Source organism: Sphingomonas sediminicola (assembly GCF_049991885.1).
Taxonomy (GTDB): domain Bacteria; phylum Pseudomonadota; class Alphaproteobacteria; order Sphingomonadales; family Sphingomonadaceae; genus Sphingomicrobium; species Sphingomicrobium sediminicola.
Genome location: NZ_CP178916.1, coordinates 2,157,836 through 2,175,740 on the forward strand (window position 1 = coordinate 2,157,836; position 17,905 = coordinate 2,175,740).

At 60.6% G+C, this 17,905-nt stretch carries 21 protein-coding genes; 6 read left to right on the forward strand and 15 right to left on the reverse strand.

The window, feature by feature from the left end:
* Nucleotides 1–80 precede the first annotated feature (80 nt).
* Both ACMC5O_RS11215 and ACMC5O_RS11220 read right to left on the reverse strand, forming a co-directional pair.
* On the reverse strand, nt 81–1,154 hold the full coding sequence (locus ACMC5O_RS11215; protein WP_426692868.1) for a calcium:proton antiporter: 1,074 nt from the start codon (nt 1,152–1,154) through the stop codon (nt 81–83).
* A gap of 117 nt (nt 1,155–1,271) precedes the next feature.
* Complete coding sequence (locus ACMC5O_RS11220) at nt 1,272–2,108, reverse strand: creatininase family protein (RefSeq protein WP_426692869.1); 837 nt, start codon at nt 2,106–2,108, stop codon at nt 1,272–1,274.
* 147 nt (nt 2,109–2,255) lie between these two features.
* Between ACMC5O_RS11220 and ACMC5O_RS11225 the strand changes: the two genes are divergently transcribed.
* Nucleotides 2,256–3,587, forward strand: coding sequence for an APC family permease (locus tag ACMC5O_RS11225; RefSeq protein ID WP_426692870.1), 1,332 nt, complete (start codon nt 2,256–2,258; stop codon nt 3,585–3,587).
* A 60-nt stretch (nt 3,588–3,647) separates the two neighbouring features.
* Here the strand turns inward: ACMC5O_RS11225 and ACMC5O_RS11230 are convergent, their stop codons facing one another.
* Nucleotides 3,648–4,628, reverse strand: a complete 981-nt coding sequence (locus tag ACMC5O_RS11230; protein WP_426692871.1) for a hypothetical protein — start codon at nt 4,626–4,628, stop codon at nt 3,648–3,650.
* A gap of 136 nt (nt 4,629–4,764) precedes the next feature.
* On the reverse strand, nt 4,765–6,072 hold the full coding sequence (locus ACMC5O_RS11235; RefSeq protein ID WP_222949864.1) for an APC family permease: 1,308 nt from the start codon (nt 6,070–6,072) through the stop codon (nt 4,765–4,767).
* A 141-nt stretch (nt 6,073–6,213) separates the two neighbouring features.
* Here ACMC5O_RS11235 and ACMC5O_RS11240 point away from each other — a divergent pair, with 141 nt between their 5' ends.
* Complete coding sequence (locus tag ACMC5O_RS11240; protein ID WP_222949863.1) at nt 6,214–6,534, forward strand: hypothetical protein; 321 nt, start codon at nt 6,214–6,216, stop codon at nt 6,532–6,534.
* Nucleotides 6,535–6,844: 310 nt separating this feature from the next.
* On the opposite strand, the gene ACMC5O_RS11245 is transcribed toward ACMC5O_RS11240, so the two are convergent.
* Nucleotides 6,845–7,717: a LysR family transcriptional regulator gene (locus ACMC5O_RS11245; protein ID WP_426692872.1), complete on the reverse strand. Its 873-nt coding sequence runs from the start codon at nt 7,715–7,717 to the stop codon at nt 6,845–6,847.
* A gap of 95 nt (nt 7,718–7,812) precedes the next feature.
* Here ACMC5O_RS11245 and ACMC5O_RS11250 point away from each other — a divergent pair, with 95 nt between their 5' ends.
* The 4 genes from ACMC5O_RS11250 to ACMC5O_RS11265 all read left to right on the forward strand — a co-directional run bounded on the left by ACMC5O_RS11250 (nt 7,813) and on the right by ACMC5O_RS11265 (nt 11,415).
* Nucleotides 7,813–8,817, forward strand: a complete 1,005-nt coding sequence (locus tag ACMC5O_RS11250) for a zinc-dependent alcohol dehydrogenase family protein (RefSeq protein WP_426692873.1) — start codon at nt 7,813–7,815, stop codon at nt 8,815–8,817.
* 107 nt (nt 8,818–8,924) lie between these two features.
* A complete protein-coding gene (locus ACMC5O_RS11255) occupies nt 8,925–9,938 on the forward strand; it encodes an SDR family NAD(P)-dependent oxidoreductase (RefSeq protein WP_187708704.1) in 1,014 nt (337 codons plus the stop codon).
* Between the two features lie 90 nt (nt 9,939–10,028).
* Nucleotides 10,029–10,868, forward strand: coding sequence for an alpha/beta fold hydrolase (locus ACMC5O_RS11260; RefSeq protein ID WP_426692874.1), 840 nt, complete (start codon nt 10,029–10,031; stop codon nt 10,866–10,868).
* 67 nt (nt 10,869–10,935) lie between these two features.
* Nucleotides 10,936–11,415: an OsmC family protein gene (locus tag ACMC5O_RS11265; protein ID WP_426692875.1), complete on the forward strand. Its 480-nt coding sequence runs from the start codon at nt 10,936–10,938 to the stop codon at nt 11,413–11,415.
* A 42-nt stretch (nt 11,416–11,457) separates the two neighbouring features.
* On the opposite strand, the gene ACMC5O_RS11270 is transcribed toward ACMC5O_RS11265, so the two are convergent.
* From ACMC5O_RS11270 to ACMC5O_RS11315, 10 genes are all read right to left on the reverse strand, one after another.
* Nucleotides 11,458–11,913: a hypothetical protein gene (locus ACMC5O_RS11270; protein ID WP_246444252.1), complete on the reverse strand. Its 456-nt coding sequence runs from the start codon at nt 11,911–11,913 to the stop codon at nt 11,458–11,460.
* Between the two features lie 579 nt (nt 11,914–12,492).
* Complete coding sequence (locus tag ACMC5O_RS11275; protein ID WP_187708702.1) at nt 12,493–13,308, reverse strand: helix-turn-helix transcriptional regulator; 816 nt, start codon at nt 13,306–13,308, stop codon at nt 12,493–12,495.
* 183 nt (nt 13,309–13,491) lie between these two features.
* A complete protein-coding gene (locus ACMC5O_RS11280) occupies nt 13,492–13,887 on the reverse strand; it encodes a DUF6632 domain-containing protein (protein ID WP_187708701.1) in 396 nt (131 codons plus the stop codon).
* A 121-nt stretch (nt 13,888–14,008) separates the two neighbouring features.
* Nucleotides 14,009–14,200, reverse strand: coding sequence for a hypothetical protein (locus ACMC5O_RS11285; protein ID WP_187708700.1), 192 nt, complete (start codon nt 14,198–14,200; stop codon nt 14,009–14,011).
* An 89-nt stretch (nt 14,201–14,289) separates the two neighbouring features.
* The gene (locus ACMC5O_RS11290) at nt 14,290–14,973 is read right to left on the reverse strand and encodes a GGDEF domain-containing protein (protein WP_187708699.1); all 684 of its coding nucleotides are present in this window, start codon (nt 14,971–14,973) and stop codon (nt 14,290–14,292) included.
* Nucleotides 14,974–15,168: 195 nt separating this feature from the next.
* Nucleotides 15,169–15,378: a hypothetical protein gene (locus ACMC5O_RS11295; RefSeq protein WP_187708698.1), complete on the reverse strand. Its 210-nt coding sequence runs from the start codon at nt 15,376–15,378 to the stop codon at nt 15,169–15,171.
* A gap of 66 nt (nt 15,379–15,444) precedes the next feature.
* Nucleotides 15,445–15,696 (reverse strand): YciI family protein, encoded by a 252-nt coding sequence (locus ACMC5O_RS11300; RefSeq protein WP_187708697.1) that lies wholly within the window; start codon nt 15,694–15,696, stop codon nt 15,445–15,447.
* Nucleotides 15,697–15,764: 68 nt separating this feature from the next.
* Nucleotides 15,765–16,277, reverse strand: a complete 513-nt coding sequence (locus tag ACMC5O_RS11305; RefSeq protein ID WP_426692876.1) for a DUF1993 domain-containing protein — start codon at nt 16,275–16,277, stop codon at nt 15,765–15,767.
* A gap of 130 nt (nt 16,278–16,407) precedes the next feature.
* On the reverse strand, nt 16,408–17,001 hold the full coding sequence (locus ACMC5O_RS11310; protein ID WP_426692877.1) for a GNAT family N-acetyltransferase: 594 nt from the start codon (nt 16,999–17,001) through the stop codon (nt 16,408–16,410).
* Nucleotides 17,002–17,018: 17 nt separating this feature from the next.
* Nucleotides 17,019–17,516, reverse strand: coding sequence for a hypothetical protein (locus tag ACMC5O_RS11315; protein ID WP_187708696.1), 498 nt, complete (start codon nt 17,514–17,516; stop codon nt 17,019–17,021).
* Between the last annotated feature and the right edge of the window lie 389 nt (nt 17,517–17,905).

Sequence of the window (17,905 nt, forward strand, 5' to 3'; positions counted from 1 at the left end):
CTACGGACATTAGCGACGGGCCTGCGCTCGCGTTACAGGTCTTGGCAGATCGTTGCCGACAGTCCGTTACAAAGGAACGATCAGGGCACCACTGTCGTAAACAGGTACACGGCAAAGATGACGAGATGAACTGCGCCCTGGAGTACCGTCGTTCGTCCAGTGCCCAGTGACAGCGTAGATACGATCAGAGTCAGGAAGAGCAGGACCGCACTCTTGGTGTCGAGGCCCAAGGCGATCGGTAGCTGCGCCAGAAGCGAAAGCGCTGCAACGGCAGGGATTGTGAGACCGATGGTCGCCAGTGCCGATCCGAGGCCAAGATTAAGGCTAGTCTGCAGGCGGTTGGCCATCGCAGCTCTGAGTGCTGCAACGCTTTCGGGCAGCAGGACCAATGCAGCGATTATGACGCCTACGACAGCTCTAGGAGAGCCTGTAGCTGCGACCGCATTTTCTATTGATGGCGCAAGGCTTTTCGCAAGCAGCACTACCGCGCCCAGACAAGCGACAAGCAGCAATGAGGATATGCCGGTGGCCCGATCCGTCGGCGGCACGGCGTGAACCTTCTGATCTGCAATCAGTGGTTTGTCAGGAAGAAAGTAGTCTCGGTGGCGTACCGTCTGGACAGCGATGAAAGTGGCATACAGCAAGAAGGACACCACAGCCACGAAACCCAACTGGGAGGGAGCATAGACGGGGCCAGGCTCGCTCAGCGTGAAGTTGGGCAGTACCAGCGTCAGGACGGTGAGTGCGCAGATGGTCGCTAACGCGGCGCTCACGCCCGTTTGCTGAAAGATCTGCTCCTTGTGGCGGATCGCACCTACCAGGATGCAAACTCCGACGAGTCCGTTCAATATGATCATGACGGCAGCGAACACAGTGTCTCGAGCCAGTGTGGCCGCGTTTTCGCCGCCAGCGGCCATCAATGTAATGATTAGTCCCAGCTCGATGACAGTCACCGCCACGGCCAACAAGAAAGTTCCAAACGGCTCACCCACGCGGTGGGCAACGAGCTCTGCGTGATGAACTGCGGCTAGGACGGTTCCAACAAGTGCGACGCTGAGGAAGAAAGCGTGCACGGGAAAGGCCGAATTCGCGAAATAGAGCCCCCAAGCAACTGCGGGAGTAAGCCACGTCCAATGCTGCAGAAGCTTTGCCATTCCTCGCATCTAGGCGACAGAGGCACCCGCGCAATGGCTATCGCTATCCCAGGGGCAATCAGGCGCTAATGTCCGCAATGGGTGGAAAGCGGACATTACCCCACGGTCAGGAGTGAGCTATTTGCTCGTGCCGACCAGGTTACGGATTTCCGCCGTACCGTTCTTGATCTTCCACCCTAGGAACATCTTGCCCAATTCGGGAGACGCTCGGCGAGGATCGCCTTCAATGCCAATGGCGCCCAACGACAATGGAGTGCCGGCTGGCGGAACCGGAGCGCCTACGACGATCCGGTCAGGATGAACGTAGTCGGGATTCGCGGCCCAAGTAAGCGACGTGTCGGATACGCCGCCGTGCCGGCTCGGCGGGTAGCCGTTCGCTCTGAGATATTCGTCGATCTCCTTGTTCGTTTTTGCGTAAGAGTCGCTCGAGAAAAACACCCTCACACCGTCAGCGCGATGTTTCTCGTCTAGCCTACTGGCAAGTGTACGAAGCAGGGGCTGGTTCTGGTCGTGATCGCCCATGAAGATGATGTATTTAAACCCGGTTCTCACCATGCTTTCCGCAACATCTTCGTTCACTCGCGAAAATGCATCCGCGGACAGGTTCACCGTCCCCGGGAAGCGGCTCTCATCCGTGGTGGGTGCAAAGGGCATGACGGGTGCCACGAGCGCGTTGCCGAGTTCTTGAGCAATGTGCTCAGCAATGTACTGCGCACGAACAAGATGCTTTCCCAGTGCGATTGCAGGACCCGTTGCTTCCGTGCTGGCGCTAGGGATGAGGACAATCGTCTTGCCAGTATGGATGGCGTCGCGGATTTCCGCTGTCGTCAGCCGCTCCATCATCACTGGAACGGTATGTGGCAACGTGGCTGAATTACCTTGCGCGGCGAGCGTCGGGCTGGCGGCAGTGAGGGATGACAGAGCAAAAGCGACGCGGACTAAACTCAACTTCATGGCCGGTCTCCTGCGGAGCGCAGAACAGGGTGTGACCGATGAGCGAAATGTCCGCAATGGTTGGAAAGCGGACATCCGCTCATGGACTCGCCTCCGCCTTTCAAACATCATCGTGCCGAGTGTCGCTGACGTACCAGGGGGCTGAGTATGGGGCAGGAGCCGGTTCAACTCCGACGCGTGCTGGATGCCGCGCTCGGGGCAGCGATCGTCGTCGGTGGGTCGATCGGCCTCGGCATTCTCAGCATGCCAGGCATCATCGCCGGCAAGCTCGGCGACCCCTTCCTGATCATCGCTGCCTGGATCGCGGGAGGCCTGTTCACCTTCCTCGGAGCAAACATCTACGCCGAGCTTGGGACGGCGTTCCCCAAGGCCGGCGGGCCCTACGTTTATGTGCGGGAGGCCGCCGGTCCGTTTGCGGGCTTCGTGACCGGGTGGTCGGACACGGCGATCAGCGTCATCGCCACGGCGGCGCAAGCGGCGGCGTTCGGCCTTTATTTAGAAAACGACGTCCTCGATAGCCGAGCCGTCGCTATTGCGGAATTGGGAGTCCTTTTCGCGGTGAACTGGTTCGGCCTGAAGGTCGGAGCGCGCACCCAGCAGGCACTCAGCCTGTTCAAGGTCGGCGGTTTGGTTCTGCTGGCGCTTGCCTGCCTCGCTCTCGGAGGCGTCAAGCCGCCTTCCGACGTCCAGCTCTTCGAGCATGGTTTCGGCCTGGCCGGAATGATCGCCGCCCTGATGCTTGTCACCGAGACGTACGCCGGTTGGAATTCGGGGGTCTATTTCTCCGAGGAGGACAAGGATTCCGACCGCAACGTTCCACGCGCTTTGTTCTGGGGCATCGGCGCGATGATGGGCGCTTATCTGCTCGTCAATCTAGGCTTCCTGAGCCTTCTGTCCATGTCTGAGCTTTCGTCGTCAAACCTGCCGGCGGCCGACGCGGCGCAGCGGATATTCGGAAGCGAGGCGGGAACGATCGTGACTATTTTCGCCGTCATCTCACTGCTCGGCGTCGCCAACGTCAGCGTGATGTACACACCGCGCATTCCGTTCGCGATGAGCAGGGATGGAGTCCTTCCCGCCGCCTTCGCAACGATCAACCGCTACGGTTCGCCAAGTTGGGGGCTGTTCGCCTTCACCCTACCGGCAATGGCTCTCGTGATGCTGAAGTCGTTCGACTTTCTTTTCACGGTCACCGCATTTCTGGGGGTAGCTATCAATGGCGCGGTCTACGCCGCGTTTTTCGTGCTGCGCTCGACAGCGCCGGAGATTCGCAGGCCCTACGTCGCGCGGTGGTACCCGTGGGCTCCCGGATTCGTGGTGGCGATCTCCGTCGCCCTGCTGATCGCGTCCCTGATCACGGACCCCGAGCCCGCGATTTGGGCAATCATCGCGATCGGCCTCAGTTGGCCCGTGTACCGCTGGGTGACGCTCTCAATTCGCCGATCGAAGCGAACGATCCTCATTGATTTGCCGGATTGAAGTGCAGAACGGTGCCCAATTCGCCAATGTCTGCTTTGGGTCGAAGCCTGACGCTAGGCCCTAACCGCGTTCGGCGCTCGACAGCGGGCATACACCAAAGGCCAGACCGTTGGGCCCCGCAATGCCGTGTCCCACCTGTCCGATGATCGAACCGTCCGTGTTCAATACGGTCAGATGGTCGTCGTCGACATTAGCGACATAGAGGCGCCCGTCTGGAGCCAAGCGAACATTGAGTGCACCCTTGCCTGTCGGGACTAAACGGGCTGGTTTACCTCGTTCGAACCAGATGACCCCGTTATCCACGAGCGATGGAGCAACGATTGTGCCGCCGGGAAGCGCTTCGAGGTAAATCAGTTGGCTCGCAACTGGCGCTGGCAATCGCTGCCGGACCTTTAGATCGTCAGCGTCGAGCAGAGTGACCTCGCCTTTGTTCGCCGCTGCAATCATTCCGGTGGGAGCCACACGCAGACCGCGCACCGGCGTTTCGAACGTCTGCTTGGCGATCCTCCTGCCAGTCAGAGCATCGTATTTCGCCACACCCTCCGTCCCCGCGAAGACATAAACGAAGCGCCCGTTGGGGGAGAAGACGAAGTTGTGCGATCCTTTGTCCAGCGGGAAAGTGCGCAGCAGCCGACGGCTACCGGCGTCATAAACGAGCATCGTATCGCCACCGGCTTCTGCGTTGACGAACAACTCGTCAGTGGAAGGGCGCAGTTTGACGCCGTGTGGCGCCCGCAAGGCTGAGGGTAACCTGTAGCGTCCCGTCTCCCGGGCTGACGCTAAGTCTATCCGGCTGACATGGTCACCCGGCGTTCCGATGCGGCTATCATAGTCCGTGATCCCAAACTGCGAAACGTAAGCAGTTCGACCATCCGGGCTCACCTCTACTTCGTGCGGCCAGGAACCAACCTCGACCCGCGCCAAAAGCTGCCCGTCCGGCTTCACGATGGCCAGTCCCGTCCCTTGCTCTTCAGCGGAGAGGATGCAGAAGTTCGTTGGCGATACCGCCGCAAACGCCGCAGCGATCAAGGACACCAGCATGTCAGGGTCTCCCAAGCGCGAAACCAGATCATAACTAACACGGCCGCCACGCCTGCCCAACCGATGCCTGTAGTGGCAGGAATGGGTCGGAAACTGCAGCTAGTTCAGAGCGGCGGGAATGGAAGGAAAGCGGACATCAGGTTTCGACGTCCGGCGCGGCGGTCGGCGAGTACCGCGCGATAAAGAACAGGACGGTGCCGGCGGAGAGGAACGCAGCAATAAGAGTCCACTGTTCACGGCTCGACTGGAAAGCTGCCCAGATGCAAAGGGAGAGGGCGACCCCGGCGGCGGCCCCAAGCCGCAGCGTAAATGCCTCAAGTCCTGCCAGGATGCGCAGGCGGGGGAGGGCGCCGATTGACGCGATATACCCGAGAAGCCGGGCGAGCGTGGCGCTGATCGCCAAAGCGACGAAAGTGCCGGTGAGCGCGAACAGGAGCGCTCCCAATCCGAAGAAGACGATCGAGTTCGCCGGCGTCCGCCAACGTGAAACGTGCCCGAACCACTGGGGGATGAGGCGGTCTTCGGACAAGGCAGCCGTAATCCGGCTAGCGACGGTGTGACCCGCTACGGAGTTGCCTAGCACCGACACGATGACGGTCGCCCCGATGAGGAGCGCGCCGACGTCTCCCGCATAATGGCCGGCGAGGGCAGCAAGTGGAGTCTCGGAGCCCGTGCCAGCTACCGGTGAATTGGAGTAAGCAAATTGTAGCCCGAAATAGACCATGCCGACGATTGCTAGGCTAATGAGGAGGGCACGCGGAACCGACCTTATCGGATTCTTCGTTTCACCCGCCGCGATGGTCGCATTTTCACAGCCTATGAAAGCATAGAGCGCCGCTAACGCCACGCCTTGGACAGCTGTGAATTGAGGCAAGGCGACCGGCTCCATCGAGGGGTTCGCGACCAGCACCAGGCCAGCGAGCAACACAAGCGGTGCAAGTTTGAACAGCGTCAGGGCGCCTAAGACCGACACGGCGCGCTTCATTCCAACCACATTCAGCACGGTCACTACGCCGATGATGACGACGATCGCGCACGACCGCGCCAAGCCTACGCCGAGAACAGGCCAAAAGGCAGCGGCGTAGGAAACCAAGACTGTAACGTTCGCCGCGTGCGCGACCATCCGTCCGAAATAGAAGAGCCAGCCGACTTGAAACCCAGGGAAACGACCGAAGGCATCTGTAACGAACCGCTGCGGACCGCCCGAACGGTCGGTCAATCTGGCTAGACTAGCAAAGCAGAAAAACACGCTGGCCATCAACATAGCGCCCAAGAGCATTAGCCAGGGAGCGAACGTCCCGACTGCCCGGTGGAGAACTTCTGGCAAAGCAAAAATGCCAGATCCGATCAGACCATTAACTACTAGGAAGACCACCCCGACCGTTCCAACGTCGCGGCGATATTCCTGGGAATGTTCAGTGATACGTCGCGCCTGCGATGCCACGCCCCCCCCCCGAGCAGCCTCATCAGCGGCATACCAGAAGCTTCTTTGAATGTCCGCAATGGGTCGAAAGCGGACATCAGCGCGCAGCCCAGTCGAATGACCGAAGGAACTCCTCTGGTGTCGTCACCGAGGAGAATGAAATTGTCTGACAAAGTAGAGTCCAATGACCACTTCGGCGTGCCCGAGCAGCTCATCATCGACCTCATCAAGGGCAACGCCCGAGCCGGTCTGATGCAAGATGGGTGCTACGTTCCAACTAGACACGAAGTCGCGACGCAGAAACCGTTCTGGCTCACATTGATACTGTTGGGCTGGTGGTGGGAAAGCCCGGCGGAGTTGGTCCCGACCGATGAGCAAGTTGCTGAGGTTATCGCAATCCTCCGAAGTCGGCCCGATGCTGGCAGCTGGACCATTCAACAGCTCATTGCGCAAGCGCCGCCGCCGGGGCGCAGCAATTCCTGATCTGCCGCTCTAGATTGGCACGATAACAGGTATCGTATGACACCGTTCAGTGCGTGCCCCCGCACGTGACCTACCCGTCCGCAATTCCTCTTTGCACCCGTTCAGCCCGCAACCGGCTTAACCCAGAAGCAGACCTTCGTTCAGCATCGGATAAAGTCGGTACTTGGTGGAAAGCGGAACGACTGCTTTTGGGTGAGCACTGCCGGAGAGCCGACGCTCGTGGCTTCGGAGCAGGTGCTGGCTTGCCGCGCCTGTCTGTTACGCTGCGGATCGCTCGTCAGGCGGCTACCCAGATTGCCGCATGGAGCCATCAATCATCTTGAAGGCGCTCGACCAACAGGTCCACCAAGGCTCGGAGTCGGGGCAGCCGCTTGAGATCCCTGTGGAAGCCAAGCCAGTTGTCGCGGCTCGGGGGATCCGAGCCGAGATCCACCACTTCGATCCCGGCCGTCGCTTCGCCAAGCGCTTTGGGGAGGACAGCGAGCCCCGCGCCAAGCGCACATAGCTGCGCCTGCATGTCGCGACTATTGCTGCGCATGGCGACATGCGCGTTCGGCAGGATCCGCGTCAGCCAGGAGACGTCCGGCATTCCTCCAAAGGCGGTGTCCATCACGATCAATGGGCAGCCTTGGCCATCGCCCGGGACTGGCGCCCACTGCCCGCGCCTTGCGTAGACAGCATAGGGCACGGTGATCAGCCTTCGCGCGATCACTTCCGGCTCGTCGAAGGCGGCGATGCGGATGACGAGGTCGGCCTCGCGGCGGGCGAGGCTGTAGATCCGGGCGTCGGTGAGCGTCTCCACGATCACGGCGGGGTGAAGATGCGCGAATTCCGCCAGGATCGGCGCCACCATGATCCGTCCGAACCAGTCTGAGCAGGTCAGGCGCAGCATACCTTCGAGCGCTCCGCTCCGGCCCGTGAGTTCGCGCGCCAAGGCCAGCGCTTCCGCCTCCATGCCCTCGGCATGACGGAGCAGGATCTCCCCTTCGTCGGTCAGAACATGTCCTGCCGCGGAGCGCTGGAACAGCGTCGCGCCGACCGCGTCCTCCAGCGCCCGCAAGCGCCGCCCCATCGTCGGCTGCGACTGCTTCAGCCGACGGCCGGCACCGCCGAGGGTTCCCTCCCGCGCGATCGCGAGAAAGACCCTCAGATCACTCCATTCGATCGGTGGGTCAGACACCATCGATCCATTCAAAAGTGAATGGACTCGGTGCGACTTTCGCGAGTTCATGTCAAACCAGAATGGGCCCATCTCCTGTCCCATCAGGAGTTCAAGCCATGCTGACAACATCGATGATCGCCGCCGTAGTCGAGGAGGAGAATGGCCCCTTCATGCTGCGCGAGCGGGCCCGCCCCGAGCCTGCGCCAGGTCAGGTCCTCGTCCGGATCGAGGCGAGCGGGACGAACCCCTTGGACACGAAGATCAGGTCAGGACAGGCCCCTCACGCGCGGCAACCCCTGCCGGCGACCCTCGGCATGGACCTGGCCGGAACCGTCGTCGCCCTTGGGGCCGGCATCGACCGCTTCCAGGTCGGCGACACCGTCTACGGCTTCGCCGGAGGCGTCGGCGGGCTGCAGGGATCGCACGCGCAATATGGTGCCTTCGATGCGCGGCTGCTCGCCAGGAAGCCCGCGTCGCTGTCGATGCAGGCAGCCTCGGTGCTTCCGCTGGTGGTGATCACTGCGTGGGAGGGCTTGGTCGACCGCGCGCAGGTGAAGGCGGGGCAGACCGTGCTTATCCAGGGCGGCGCGGGGGGCGTCGGGCAGGTCGCCGTGCAGATCGCCCTCGCTCGCGGAGCGAAGGTCTTTGCGACCGACTTCGGCGACGACCTCGATTACGTCCGCGCAATGGGCGCGGTCGCCATCGACGCGAAGAGGGACGTCGCGAGCTATGTCGCAGAGCACACCGACGGGCAGGGCTTCGACCTCGTCTATGACACGGTCGGCGGTCCCGTGCTGGATGCCTCGTTCGAGGCCGTCCGCCGCTTCGGGCATGTCGTGAGCTGCCTCGGCTGGGGGACGCACAAGCTCGCGCCCCTGTCGTTCAAGCAGGCCACCTACTCGGGCGTCTTCACTCTGCAACCGCTCATCGCGGACGAGGGCCGGGAACATTTCGGCGACATCCTCGACGAAGCGCGAAAGCTCGTTGAGACGGGCAAGCTTTCGCCTCGCCTCGATCCCCGAGCCTTCGCGCTCGAAGACCTCGGGCTCGCCTACGACGCCGTGCTCGGCACCAACGGCGCCCCCCGGCAGCGGGGAAAGATTGCCATCAAGATTTGGTGAAGGTCGACGCCGGCCGATCAGGCGCGGCCTTCGTCGAGTGACGCGTGAGAATAGCCGGGTTCCCATCCGCTTGCCGGCACCCGTCTGGCGGCCACAGGAGAAACATCATGAGCAAGAAGTTCGGAGCAACCTCCACGACTGACGATGTCCTCGCGGGCAGGGACCTTGCCGGTAAGCGGGTCCTGGTGACGGGCGTGTCGGCCGGCCTCGGCCTCGAGACCGCCCGCGCCCTCGTCGCCCATGGAGCCGAAGTCGTCGGCACAGCGCGAGACATGACCAAGGCGCGCAACGCTCTCACCCGGATCGGCATGAGCGACTCCGCCCTCGAGCTTGTCGAGCTCGATCTTGCCGACTTGGCGGATGTGCGGCGGGCCGCGGAGGCACTGCGCAGCGATGGCAAGCCGCTCGACCTGGTCATTGCCAACGCTGGGGTCATGGCGACGCCCTTCGGTCTCACGGCCGACGGCTTCGAGACCCAGTTCGGGACCAACCACCTCGGTCACTTCGCCTTCGTGAACGGCATCGCACCTCTCATGCGTCGCGGTTCGCGCCTAGTGGTGCTCGCGTCCTCAGGCCATCGCTTTTCCACCGTCAGCCTCGACGATCCGAACTTCGAACGCAGCGCCTATGAGCCGTTCCTCGCCTACGGCCGCTCGAAGACCGCCAACATTCTCTTCGCGGTCGAGTTCGATCGCCGGTACCGCTCGCTCGGCCTGCGCGCGACAGCGGTTCACCCAGGCGGAATCCGGACCGAGCTTTCGCGCCACATGGGCAGTGACCGCCTTCAGCAGCTCATGGACGGCATCAATGCCGATCTCGCCCGGGAGGGAAAGCCTGCGTACGAGTGGAAAACGCCCCGGGAGGGCGCTGCCACGACGCTTTGGGCCGGACTTGTCGCCGAGGCCGATCAAGTTGGCGGACGATATTGCGAGGACTGCCAGGTCTCCCCGGTAATCACCGACGAGATCATTGGTTTCGGAAGCCCGGGCGTCCGGCCTTACGCGCTTGATCCGGACCTCGCGCGGGCCCTCTGGGCCAAGAGCGAGGAGATGGTCGGCGAGGTCTTCGACCTCAGGACCGCCCGCCCGACCAACGGGATCGAGCCCCTCGCAACGGCGTGAGAGATCGCCGCGGAATTCGCACCTTCAGCACCCGCTGACGCGCGCCGCAGCCGGGGCAGCTCCTTATCCGGCGCCAGACGGAGACCTTCCATGACCACGATCACCATGCGGGACGGCACCGAGCTCTTCTACAAGGACTGGGGGTCCAAGGATGCCCCGGTCATCGTCTTCCATCACGGCTGGCCGCTCAGCGCCGACGAGTGGGACAACCAGATGATGTTTTTCCTGGGACGGGGTTTCCGGGTGATTGCCCACGACCGGCGCGGACACGGTCGCTCCACCCAGACCGATACGGGCAACGACATGGACACCTACGCGGCTGATGTGATCGAGCTCGCGCGTGCGCTTGATCTCAAGCGCGCGATCCATATCGGCCATTCGACGGGCGGCGGCGAAGTGGCGCGCTACGTGGCACGGGCAGAACCGGGCCGCGTTGCGATGGCCGTGCTGATCAACGCCATCACCCCCGTCATGATCCGCAAGGACAGCAATCCGGGCGGCCTGCCGATCGAAGTGTTCGACGGATACCGCAAAGCCGTGTCGGCCAATCGCGCACAGACGTATCTCGAGATCGCATCCGGGCCATTCTACGGCTTCAACCGCCCCGACGCGAAGCCGAGCGAGGGCGCCATTCGCAACTGGTGGCGACAGGGCATGATGGGAGGGATCAAAGCACATCACGATTGCATTCGGGTCTTCTCCGAAACGGACCTTACGGAGGACCTGAGGGCAATCGACGTTCCTGTTCTGGTCATGCATAGCGAGGACGATCAGGTCGTCCCCTACACCGCTTCGGCCCCTCTTGCGGTCAAGCTCCTGAAGGATAGCACACTCAAGACCTACAATGGCCTGCCGCATGGGATGCCGACGAGCCATCCCGACATCATCAACGCGGATATTCTCGCCTTCATCGAAGGCGATTCCGCCTAGAACAGGCTCGTTGCGAGGCCAGCCAGCCAGGTAATCTAAAAACTCCCTTACGACACAGGAGACTTACGTGATCACAGCTGAAGACGCTGTCTTGGTCGAGGAAACCGGCGCCGGCCGATTTCAGGTTCGCGCCAGTTCGGGCGATCATCAGATGATAATCGACGAGCCTTTGCAATTCGGTGGCCTGGGCTCTGGCCCGAACCCCTTCGACCTTCTCTGCGCGGCGCTTGGCTCGTGCACATTGATCACCATGCGCTTCTATGCCGAAAAAAAGGGCTGGTGCCTCGGACCGTTCAGTGTTCGCATCAGTCACCGCAAGGGGTCTGCCGAAGCACGCGATCGCTTCGAGCGCGTGCTTCAGCTCGGGTCGGTGACGCCGGAGCAAGCTGAGCGGCTGCTGGCAATAGCCAACAAATGTCCTGTGCATCTCCTGCTCGAGCGCGGATCTGACGTAGTGACGTCGCTTGCAGTCTCGAGCCTTCCCGACGGGCGCACGGAGGGTCTGCACCCGCAGGTTGTCGATCAGCTTTGTAGGGAAGCCCCTTAACTCATCATGCTGCTCTTGGTCGAAGCAGACATCCCAGCCGACTTACTGCCGCGTCGCGGTGCCTCCCCCGGCTACGTTCCACCACCAGCCCTGGACGATGCAGCCGTTGCTGCCAGCTTCGCTGGTCACTTCCTTGAAGCGGGTGGTTGTGGAGGTTCCGGCGCCTAGTGTCGCGCTCTTGCGAGCGGCGTCACAATCAGGCGCCCAGAAGCCGCGGTACACTGCGTTCGGCACGCCCACAGGTTTGGCCACTTGCTTCTGGTATTCGAGTTGCTGGTTACGGACCGTCCGGGCATGCGCCTCCAACTGACGCTGATAATCCGCCGCCGCTTGCTCTGCCGCCGCCTTCTGCTCCTGCTTCTTGCGTGCAACTTCCTCTTGCGCCCGCTTGTATTCCTCGACCTGCTTCTCTTGTGCGACCAACTGCTTCTCGTATTCGGCTTGCGCAATCGCAAATTCAGAATCTGCCTGAGCATTAGTCTTCTTCGGCTTGGCCAACTGGCCATGCGGAACTGAGGCGCTGTTCGTCGTCTTGAGCGCCGACCCTCGGCTCCGAGAGGTGGCACTTGAACTTGCCTGACCCGGATCCGGCGGGAAATTCGTGAGGAACGTTACTGACTTCCCGCTTTGCGCTAGGTTGCCAAGATATTCCGAGCGCATTCGCTCAGCCTCTTCCCTCGTCTCAAATCCGTCGCACCGTGAATCCCAAGGGGTCTTACCTACGCGGTCTTCGACAAATCTTTCATAACGAAGGTGAACGGAGACGTATTCGGTGTTCTCCGGCAATTCTATGACTTCAGTGAAGTAATAAGCTGACCCGACGGCCGCGTGACAATACCCGACCAAACCAGCAGCTTGTGCCGATCCACTCCAGGTGAGCAGACCCGCGGCGACACCCAACCATTTAATACGCAATACACCCCCCTGAACGCTACCTAGGACGATGATCCTACACTGCGGACTAATGTCCGCAATGGGTCGAAAGCCGCCGCTACCTCAGGGGCAGGAATGATGACTTTCGTTGACGAAAGTAAGGGGCCGAGCCGTGAGCCACCGCCCCTTAAATCATTGGTCGTATCATCCGATGCGTTTGAAATAGGTGGTCACCATCCGCGGCGTGACATTGCCTGCCCAAATGATGGTTTCCTTCATCGATTTCCGATTCTCTTCGATCGTGTAGACTCGGGTCGAAACAGGATCGCCGTTTTTGGTGAACGTCAGCACCAGAGTGTTCGGCGCCGGCTGGCGCATCGAAACTTTGTCGGCGAAGGTCATGTTGCCGGTGACCGGCACGGGGGTGCCATCTGCCGGCCCGGTTGCTTCGGCGTGCTGGCGGGAGCCGTCAGCGGCTACAATTTCGCTCTGACCTGTCCATTGATCCGCTGAGAGACGAAAATCGAGCGTAACGCTGCGTGGCCGCTCGTCGGCGGGTATACGCGAGACATCCAACGACCACTTCCCGACCAGCGGCAGCTGGTCCGGCGCGTTTGCCTGGGCGATCTCCGAGCGTTGCTCATTTTGCGGAGAATTGGCGACGGCCATCGCGATTGCGGCGATGGCTATTGGTACTACGATCATGATCAATCCTTTCGACGTTGTCCGACTGCGGTCGTCGGGCTGCGCCGGATCGTCGGTCGACGTACGTGAGCGGGATAGATCAGTATTTTTGTCCCAGATTTTCTGGTCATCCACGATGCGGGCGAGTTCACGGCTGCTACCGACTCCCGTTTTCCGCCGAGCGTCGCGCAGACGCTCGTTTATCGAAGCTTCTGATTGACCCAAGCGAGCGGCAATCGACTTCCCTGTATGGCCCATCGCCAGCAAGTGCAGGACTTCCAATTCTTTGTCGGAAAGGGAGGCGATTGCGCTGGGTGGCACATGCGAAGCGGGCATGGTTCGGGATCACCACACGCACGATCCGGCGTCTACCCAAATTTCTTGGCTTGCGCCGCGGCGCCCCAACTCCCCAGACGATCTAGCGGCTAGTGGCTAGTGGCAGCTTTGGGTCGAAAGCAGAATCGCGGGTCGAGGGGCGCGCAAGTTCCCTTGCACGCCCGCTCATTATTGATGTCGAATTCAAGCTGTGGTCCGGCTGCCTGCCTGATCAGTTCTCGACATTAGTAGGCCCAGGACAAGCGCGACTAGAAGAAGCGCTGGAACATCGCCAAAAAGGTGCCCACCCTGCATCGGCGTGCGCATCGCCTCGTACGCCATCACGCCTGCGTGGACGACGCTTGACCACACCGTGAACCAGATAAGCGACGCATTCGCGGCCGGATCTCTCGCCGCTCGCATGAGGAACACGCCAAGCGTCGCGTATATTCCCACAATCATCAGGAAATAGTCGTTCGTAGCGGGGCTGCCTTCGTGCCACGCCCACCCACTGGGCCAAACCATCGCCAATGGATAGACGAGGCAAAAGATCGCCCCGAATGCGATCAAAGCCCAAGACAAGAGTCGTTGATTGGCCATTGCAGATTTCCCCCTCGATGCGAACTTTGAAACGCTCGCGCAACGACGCTAGCACTACTTGGCGCAAAACGGCGAATGTCTGCTTTGGGTCGAAAGCGGACGCTGCTGCCTCGCAGACAATTTATCTGCGTCGGCGTAAGACCGCGATCAGGACAATGCCAACCAGCGAGAGGACAGCGCCGCGTGTAACCCAGGGGCGCTGATCGATCATGAAGCTGGAGGCGGGCCAGTTCACTAGCCCAGTGCCTTGCCCGATCCAGAGCAATCCCATGAGCACTGCGAAAATTCCGAGGACGAGGAGGACGGCTTTCATTGACATCTTATTCAGCAATCCGATGAGCGTCCGCAATGGGTCGAAAGCGGACCCTCGGCTCGTGCCCCGGAACGGCAGGAAAGCCGGCGTTAAGCCGCGATCCGGCTTCGGGCTGATCGCTTATTTCGATACATGTCCTGGTCAGCCGCCTCGAGCAGTTCGCTTGAGCGGGTGGAGCCGTCGGTTGCAAAGGCGATGCCAATACTGGCCGAGGGTTTCAACACCTCGCCCCTAAATTCGACGACGCGGCCGATCTGCTCCCAAAGTTGCAATGCAATACCTCTGGCCGTGAATTCGTGCGCGTCGTTGCCCCTGAGGATCAGAGCGAACTCGTCACCACCCAGTCGTGCACAATCATTAATGGCAGGGGCCACCGATCTGATCCGGCGGCCAACTTCGCCCAGAAGCGCATCGCCAGCTGCGTGCCCGAGCGTATCGTTGACCTTTTTGAAGTGATCGAGATCGATCAGCAAGACAGCGCAAGCTATCCCTGCGCGACGGTCCGCTAGGGCTTCCGACAGTCTCTCATCGAACAATCGGCGATTTGGAAGACTGGTCAGAGGGTCGAGATACGCCACACGCTCCACTGTCGATCTTGTGCGGCGCTCGCTCAGCGCGAAGCGACCGCCGAAACATGCAAGCGCCGCGAGCAATAGTGAGAAGATCCCGCTCAGTGTCAAAAGCTCTTCGAGCTCGAGTCTCTGGGTCCGGTTGTCGCTGGGGCCAGATGCGGCGACCAGGTCGAACTCCGCGCCGATCACCAGCGAACTCAAGAATCCAAGGAAGACGACGGCGAGAATGAGCCCGCGAACGCCGGCAATAGTATTGAACATGAAAGGGTCCTGTGAGGTGAGCCCGAGGGCGATAGACGCGAGGAGTTGGGGACCGGTGAACCTAGACTCCAAATCGGAGGAAACCCCCCGAAATGCTGAACCGAGAAACTGACCGGTTTGGGTGGAAAACTGCCATTAGCTGATCGTGCCGACCCAAGCCTCTAGTCCCTCCAGATTTTCGAACGGATTGTCGTAAGTCGGGTCTTGGTCCTTAGTCTCCGCGGCTGTTGCCTTGGCCCGTGCAACAGCATCATCCACGTCAAAGGCGGGCATGATAAACGTGCCAGCGTCCTCGCCGTCGCGAGTCAGCCGCACTCGGTGCATTTTCATGCCAGGTTCGAACATCGCAGCCCCTCATGAGAGTGTGCCTGTCACGTCCAAAGTTGGCAATGGGTGGAAAGCGGACGCTTGTTAACTCGCATCCCATTCATGAACCGCAACCTTCGAGCAGTTTCGTAGCGCCAGCGGATCTTGTTTTGCTAAGCTTTGCGCTTCCTCGAGACTACCAGCGTGGAGGACGTACGCCCCTCCGCTTCTGTCAGTGAACGGCCCGGCTTGCTCCAGAAGAGACCGATCGCGCAGATCGTCCAAGAACCGGTAATGCGCGGGAATGATCTGCGGATCGAACTCAGGCAATCGCATCGTCAGTACTAGGTATTTCATCGCATGCTGGTAGCAGTGCGCCTCATGTCTGCAATGGTGGAAAACGGACTTGAGAAGGCGGCCGGCGTTTACTCGGCGTTCGGTACCTTATGCCGAGCCATATGCGGTAAGAAATCCATCTTGCCCACGCCCAACCCCGCATTGCGCAGCAGCGCGTATGCCATTGTCACGTGGAAATAGAAGTTCGGCATGATCCAGTCTTGGATGTCATCTTCCGACGACATCAAAAAGCGGACGCCGTTCGGCAATGTCAGATCGACGACAGCATCTGGTTCCGCCCATTCCGTGGGGTCGACCTGATCGACCTTCGAGCGAACCGCGGCAATCCGTTCGCGAACCTCCCCGAGCGACTGGTATGGGACCTCTTCGAGCGGAACTGTTTTTCCAGCGACTTGATTAAGTGCCAACAGCACCTGATTGAGTGCGACGCGAAACTGCAACTCCAGGGGAAACATGTCCTCGGTAAGTTTCTGCGCGAGCACATCATGCGCCATCCCCGCTTCTTCGGCCTTGCCGACTAGGTGATCCAGAGTGCCGAGCATGTTGGCGAAGACTATCCGAGCTGAATGGGCGTAAGACATCGCAGACCTTTGGCAGGGAGTTTCAGCTCGGGCAAAACTTACGGCAGCTGACGTCCGGATTGGGTGGAAAGCAGACCTTCGATGCTTAAGATGCGGAAATGAGCACGCTTCCAAGAGTCGAACGGTACCTTTAGCCCTGCTCGATGCGAGCAGGCAGCGTCAGGTCTAACGCCATGAATAACGTGCCTGCCGGTGTAGGTCTGTAATAGGCATTAACTCGTCGGAACCCTAAGCGACGGTACAGATTTGCTGCTGTTTCCATCGTTGGCAGCGTGTCCAGAACCAGCTCTGAATAGCCGCGGGATCGCGCCACTGTGATAATCGCTTCAGTAAGCGTTTTGCCAAGTCCCAACGAACGCGCTTCGGGGACGACGTAAAGCCGCTTCATCTCGCATCGGTTGGTGTAATCCAGCGGCCGCATTCCAATGCATCCCACGGGGCGATCACGATCGTCCCAAGCGACCAGCAACTCCCCCTCGGGTGGCACATATTTTCCTGGCAGGTTCGCCAGCTCGCTGCTGAAGTCCTGATAATGAAGATCAGTCGGCAAGGCTGCCGCATAGCCTGCAAAGAGCTCGGTTGCTGCTTCAATCTCTTCCCTTGTTCGCGCTGGACTAATCCGAAACGGCGGGTTCACTGACAGCCCTTCGTTCTCTGTCCCCGTCTGGGCGCGGGCGGGCCGGTGTCTTCGATCGTTCGAAAACAGAAAGCCGAACTTCCGCATCAGACGAGAACTCCATTCTACTTACAGAGCAGCTTGGGAACCCATGCGGACATCCCGTCTGTCCATGGCTGATCCGTTGGGTGGATCACCAAGATCAGCGAGCGACTCACTGCCTGCCCGCTACTTTGGAGCTGCATTGGCGTGTCTTGTGGAATCACGAGCCATTCATCACCGACCATTCTACGCGCCCCTTGCGGCGTTTCAACGCAAGCCGAGCCCACCAGTTGGAAGATTGCCTTTGGACCGGAAGGCGCATGAGGGGAGATCATGGCGGGAGTCGAAGTAGTTGCTTCCATCAGCCGGGCGGTCAGATCCGGCCCGCCGGATACAGTTAGAGGTCCGACGGTGCCGAGATGTTCGCCCGTGGTGGGCCTCCAGCTCGGGTTGTCGTTGATCGTCTGGAGCAAGACTAGATTACCAATGGTGACCGTGACGCTACCTTGCAGCGTTCTTGCGGCCTCGGCGCCTTCAACATCAGAGAAGCGGTCGATGTGCCAATAAACCTGACTTGGCATGGGCCCCAGATTGATCGAGGTATCCCAGTAGCAACCGTCTGCCCGCACTCGGTTACGCGCGGGTTCCTCGCATTGGCCAAGTTGGTCGACCGATTTGTCCGCAAACCTGAAAGAGCGCTTGCTGCGAAGGCTGGGAGGCGCATCCGGCGACAACTGCGGCAAGAATGAAAGCGCTCCGGGTCGGCATTACAACAGTCTCCGGAGGCCCCAATAACCGCGAATGAACGAGGCGGCTAATAGTCGTGATTGCCGGACGGGGACGCGCTTCTGCCTTCAACGACCAAACGTTGGCGGCACCCTGCCAGCGATGGTGAGCGCGCGCTCGAAGTTGGTATCGCACTGGTATCGCAAACCGCCATATTCGGCCCAATTTGGGCAATTTCCAGCTT

Bases quoted from the DNA above. Each gene is read 5' to 3' on its own strand.
- ACMC5O_RS11215 (WP_426692868.1), bottom strand. From the start codon at position 1,154: ATGGCAAAGCTTCTGCAGCATTGGACGTGGCTTACTCCCGCAGTTGCT.
- ACMC5O_RS11220 (WP_426692869.1), bottom strand. From the start codon at position 2,108: ATGAAGTTGAGTTTAGTCCGCGTCGCTTTTGCTCTGTCATCCCTCACT.
- ACMC5O_RS11225 (WP_426692870.1), top strand. From the start codon at position 2,256: ATGGGGCAGGAGCCGGTTCAACTCCGACGCGTGCTGGATGCCGCGCTC.
- ACMC5O_RS11230 (WP_426692871.1), bottom strand. From the start codon at position 4,628: ATGCTGGTGTCCTTGATCGCTGCGGCGTTTGCGGCGGTATCGCCAACG.
- ACMC5O_RS11245 (WP_426692872.1), bottom strand. From the start codon at position 7,717: ATGGTGTCTGACCCACCGATCGAATGGAGTGATCTGAGGGTCTTTCTC.
- ACMC5O_RS11250 (WP_426692873.1), top strand. From the start codon at position 7,813: ATGCTGACAACATCGATGATCGCCGCCGTAGTCGAGGAGGAGAATGGC.
- ACMC5O_RS11255 (WP_187708704.1), top strand. From the start codon at position 8,925: ATGAGCAAGAAGTTCGGAGCAACCTCCACGACTGACGATGTCCTCGCG.
- ACMC5O_RS11260 (WP_426692874.1), top strand. From the start codon at position 10,029: ATGACCACGATCACCATGCGGGACGGCACCGAGCTCTTCTACAAGGAC.
- ACMC5O_RS11275 (WP_187708702.1), bottom strand. From the start codon at position 13,308: ATGCCCGCTTCGCATGTGCCACCCAGCGCAATCGCCTCCCTTTCCGAC.
- ACMC5O_RS11280 (WP_187708701.1), bottom strand. From the start codon at position 13,887: ATGGCCAATCAACGACTCTTGTCTTGGGCTTTGATCGCATTCGGGGCG.
- ACMC5O_RS11285 (WP_187708700.1), bottom strand. From the start codon at position 14,200: ATGAAAGCCGTCCTCCTCGTCCTCGGAATTTTCGCAGTGCTCATGGGA.
- ACMC5O_RS11295 (WP_187708698.1), bottom strand. From the start codon at position 15,378: ATGTTCGAACCTGGCATGAAAATGCACCGAGTGCGGCTGACTCGCGAC.
- ACMC5O_RS11300 (WP_187708697.1), bottom strand. From the start codon at position 15,696: ATGAAATACCTAGTACTGACGATGCGATTGCCTGAGTTCGATCCGCAG.
- ACMC5O_RS11305 (WP_426692876.1), bottom strand. From the start codon at position 16,277: ATGTCTTACGCCCATTCAGCTCGGATAGTCTTCGCCAACATGCTCGGC.
- ACMC5O_RS11310 (WP_426692877.1), bottom strand. From the start codon at position 17,001: ATGCGGAAGTTCGGCTTTCTGTTTTCGAACGATCGAAGACACCGGCCC.
- ACMC5O_RS11315 (WP_187708696.1), bottom strand. From the start codon at position 17,516: ATGCCAAGTCAGGTTTATTGGCACATCGACCGCTTCTCTGATGTTGAA.